Consider the following 3,856-nt stretch of genomic DNA (forward strand, 5'->3'; position numbering starts at 1 on the left):
CGGCGGCGCGGGCGGCCTGGGCGAGCCCGAGGAACAGGAGGGCGGCGGCGAGGATGGGGCGGGTCTGGGGCATGCGGGACCCTACCACATCCGGGACGCCGCGTGAGAGCGCCGCTGGCGAGGGCGCCTCCCCCTAGCGCGGCCCGCGCCCGGGCCCGGGGCCGCCGCGCGCGCCGGGCCTGGACCGCCCGCCGCCGCGCCGCGCCGGGCGCATCCCCGGGCCGAGCCGCTCGCCCGGCTTCAGCCGGCCGATCTTCCGGAGCGCCTTCTCGATGAGCGGCCGGTTGGCCGGGTCGCCCCAGCGGAGGAGCGCCTTCTGCATGCGCTTCTCCTCCATGTCCCGGGTCACGTGCACCGGCTTGCCGGTCATCGGGTGGTAGCCCGACCAGAAGATGTCCGAGGCGAGCGTCATGGGCGTGGGCATGAAGTCCTGCACCTGCTGCGGCTTCCAGCGGTTCGCCTGCAGGTACTCCATGAGGTCCGCCGCCTCCTCCAGCGACGCGCCCGGGTGCGAGGAGATGAAGTACGGGACGAGGTACTGCTCCTTGCCGGCCTTCTTCGTGTAGCGCTCGAAGTCCTTGCGGAAGCGCTCGAACGACTCGACGCCGGGCTTCTTCATCACCTTCAGCACCGGCTCGCAGACGTGCTCGGGCGCGACCTTGAGCTGGCCGGACACGTGGTTCGCGACGAGCGCCTCGAGGTAGCGGGCGCCGTTCTTCTCGTCGGCCTGGGCGAGGTCGTAGCGGACGCCGGAGCCGACGAAGACGTGCTTCACCCCGGGCACCTTCCGCGCCTTCTCGTACAGGTCCACGAGCGGCCCGTGGTCCACCGAGAAGAACTGGCAGACGCTCGGGTAGACGCAGCTCGCGCGGCGGCAGGCGGCGTGCGCCTCCTCGCTGGTGCACTCCATCCGCCACATGTTGGCGGTGGCGCCGCCCACGTCGGTGATGGTGCCGCGGAAGCTCTCCTTGTTCGCGAGCGTCGCGATCTCGCGCAGCACGCTCGCCTCGGAGCGGCTGGCGATGTCGCGCCCCTGATGCTCGGTGATGCAGCAGAACGCGCAGCCGGCCGCGCAGCCCCGCAGGATCTGGACCGACCAGCGGATCTGCTCGAGCGCCGGGATGTGCGCGCCGCCGTAGGCCGGGTGCGCCTCGCGCACGTAGGGGAGCTCGGCGATCCGGTCGAGCTCCTCGGTCGAGGGCGGCCGCATGGGCGGGTTCACCACCACGTGGCGCAGCGCCCGGCCGCGGCCGTGGCGCTGCACCAGGATGCGCGCGTTCGCCTCGTTGTGCTCGAGGTGGTAGAGCCGGCTGAACTCGGCGAAGCGGCGCTTGTCGAGGACGATCTCGTCGAAGGCCGGCAGCTCCAGCACCTTGCGGTCGCGCCCCTCCAGCATCGCCAGGGCGAGGTCCGGCACGGCGAGCGCGGTGCCGGGCACGTCGGTGAGGCCGCAGATGTCCTCGCCGGAGGCGAGGCGGCGGGCGATCTCCAGGATGGGCTTCTCGCCCTGGCCGTAGACGAGCAGGTCGGCGCCGGAGGGGACCAGCACCGAGGGCAGGACGCGGTCGTCCCAGTAGTCGTAGTGGGCGATGCGGCGGAGCGACGCCTCGATGCCGCCGAGCACGATGGGCGTGGTGGGCCCGAACGCCTCGCGGGCCAGCCGCGCGTACACGGTGGTGGCGCGGTCCGGCCGCCTGCCCGCGGCGCCGTCGGGCGTGTACGCGTCGTCGGAGCGCCGCCGCTTGTGGGCGGTGTAGTGGTTCACCATCGAGTCCATCGCACCCGAGGTGATCCCCACGAACAGCCGCGGACGGCCCAGCCGCAGGAGATCGGCGGTCGAGCGCCAGTCCGGCTGCGCCACGACGCCCACCTTGTAGCCGGCCGCCTCCAGGACGCGCCCGATCACCGCCGCGCCGAAGCTCGGGTGATCGACGTACGCGTCGCCGCTCACCAGGAGCACGTCCAGCTCGGCCCAGCCGCGCGCCCGCAGGTGCTCCGGGGACATGGGCAGGAAGGCCTCCGGGCCGGGCGGCGCGGGGCGGCGGGCGCGGTCGCCCTGGAGCACGGGAAGTCGGGCCATCGGCGCACATAGATGGCCGCCGGGCCTCGGGAAAGCAAGCGGCCCTCGCCTTTGAGCGGACGGGGAGCGGAGGTATCATCCGGCCCTCCGGAGCGCCGGCCCCCTCGCCGGCGGTACACCGCACATGCCCGATCCGCGCAGCGCACTGAAGGAGTTCCGCCAGCTCGACCGGAAGCGCCTCTCCGAGGGGCTGACCGCGGAGGAGGAGCGGCGGCACGCCGAGCTGCGCGAGCTGGTCGAGCCCGAGCTGCAGGCGTCGGCCGGCTCCGGCTTCGACGTGGGCGCCGCGGCCGAGCGGCTGCGCGCCTCGCTCGAGCCGGCCGGGCTCCGCCGCGCGCCGGCCGAGGCGCCGCCCGAGCCGCCCGCTGCCGGGGCCGGGCCGGAGCCGCTCTTCGAGGACGCGGCCCCCGACGCCGGGCTGGCGGACGCGTTCGAGGGTCAGCCGTTCGAGGCGCTGGAGGTGCCCGCGCCCGAGGCGCCGGCGTGGGACGCCGCCGAGCAGCCCGCCGCACCCGAGGCGGCGGAGGGCTGGGATCCGAACGCGCAGCCGTACGATCCGAACGCGGCGCAGGCCTGGGATCCGAACGCGCAGCCGTACGATCCCAACGCCGCGCAGGCCTGGGATCCGAACGCCCAGCCCTACGATCCGAACGCCGCGCAGGCCTGGGATCCGAACGCCCAGCCCTACGACCCGAACGCCGCGCAGGCCTGGGATCCCAGCGCGCAGCCCTACGACCCGAGCGCCGGCCAGCCGGCGTGGAACCCGGACGCCACCGCCACCTTCGGCGCCCCCGAGCCGCAGCCGTCCGGGGAGGCGCCGCCGGCCGACGCCGCCCCCGCATACGAGGCGTGGACCACGCCGGCCGACGAGCCGGAGACGGTGGACCTCGCCACCGAGGCGGTGATCGAGGAGCTGGAGCCGCTCTCCGCGGACGGGATGGCGCTCGAGGGGGATCCCTCCGCCGAGCCGCCGGCGCCGCTCGCCGGCGGCGACGCCGCCGCGCTGCCGCCCGACGGCTGGGAGGTGACCGCCCCGCCGCCCGCCGCGCCCGAGGGTGCGGTGCTGGGCGAGTACGACGAGGCCGGCGCCGCCCCGGCGGCGCTCTCGCCGGCGGACCTCGGCGCCGAGCCGGCCCCGGAGCCGCTCCCGCCCGGCGCCCCGCCCGAGCTGGGCGAGTACGACGACACGAGCGGCTTCGCCGCGCCGCTGGAAGAGGGCGCGCTCGAGCTCGCGGACGCCGGCACGGAGCCGGCGGCGGACGCGGGCTGGGCCGAGGAGGTGGCGCTCGACCAGGGCTTCGAGCTCGAGTCGGGCGGCTCGTTCGACGCCGCCGAGGAGGCCACCGTGCCCGAGTGGGCGCGGGAGGCCGAGCTGCCGCCCTGGGACGCGCCGCCCGCGGACGCCGGCGACGCCGGGAGCCTGGACGTCGCCGGCGACCTCGAGGCGCCGGTGGAGCCCGCCGCCGAGCCGCTCGCGAGCGTCGACGCGCTGGCCGGGCTGGCCGAGGCGGGCGGGGACGGCGAGCCGATCGCGCTCGAGCCGACGCTCGACCTGGGCGCGCCGGTCGAGCCCACGCTCGAGCTGGCCGAGCTGGAGACGCCGGCGGCCGGCGCGGCCGGGATCGCGCCTGGCGAGGATCCGTTCGCGCTCCGCGAGCCGGAGCCGGAGCCGGCCGGCACCCGCGACCTGTCGGCGCTCGACTTCGCCGCCGGCGAGCTGGGCGAGGACGCCGACGCGTGGGCGGCGGCGGAGACGCCGCCGGAGGCGCCCGAGCC

Annotated in this window: 1 protein-coding gene and 1 pseudogene; one reads left to right on the top strand and one right to left on the bottom strand. The window is 76.4% G+C overall.

The features are described from left to right. Window positions 1-133 precede the first annotated feature (133 nt). A complete protein-coding gene (locus PSR1_RS22265; protein WP_059439511.1) occupies window positions 134-2,080 on the bottom strand; it encodes a YgiQ family radical SAM protein in 1,947 nt (648 codons plus the stop codon). Window positions 2,081-2,204: 124 nt separating this feature from the next. Between PSR1_RS22265 and PSR1_RS22270 the strand changes: the two are divergent. Beyond that, window positions 2,205-3,856: pseudogene (locus tag PSR1_RS22270) on the top strand (chemotaxis protein CheA); the annotation flags it as partial.

The sequence above is a fragment of the Anaeromyxobacter sp. PSR-1 genome (genome assembly GCF_000964525.1).
Taxonomy (GTDB): domain Bacteria; phylum Myxococcota; class Myxococcia; order Myxococcales; family Anaeromyxobacteraceae; genus Anaeromyxobacter.

Coding starts and splice junctions, on each gene's coding strand:
- PSR1_RS22265 (WP_059439511.1), bottom strand. CDS start 2,080: ATGGCCCGACTTCCCGTGCTCCAGGGCGACCGCGCCCGCCGCCCCGCG.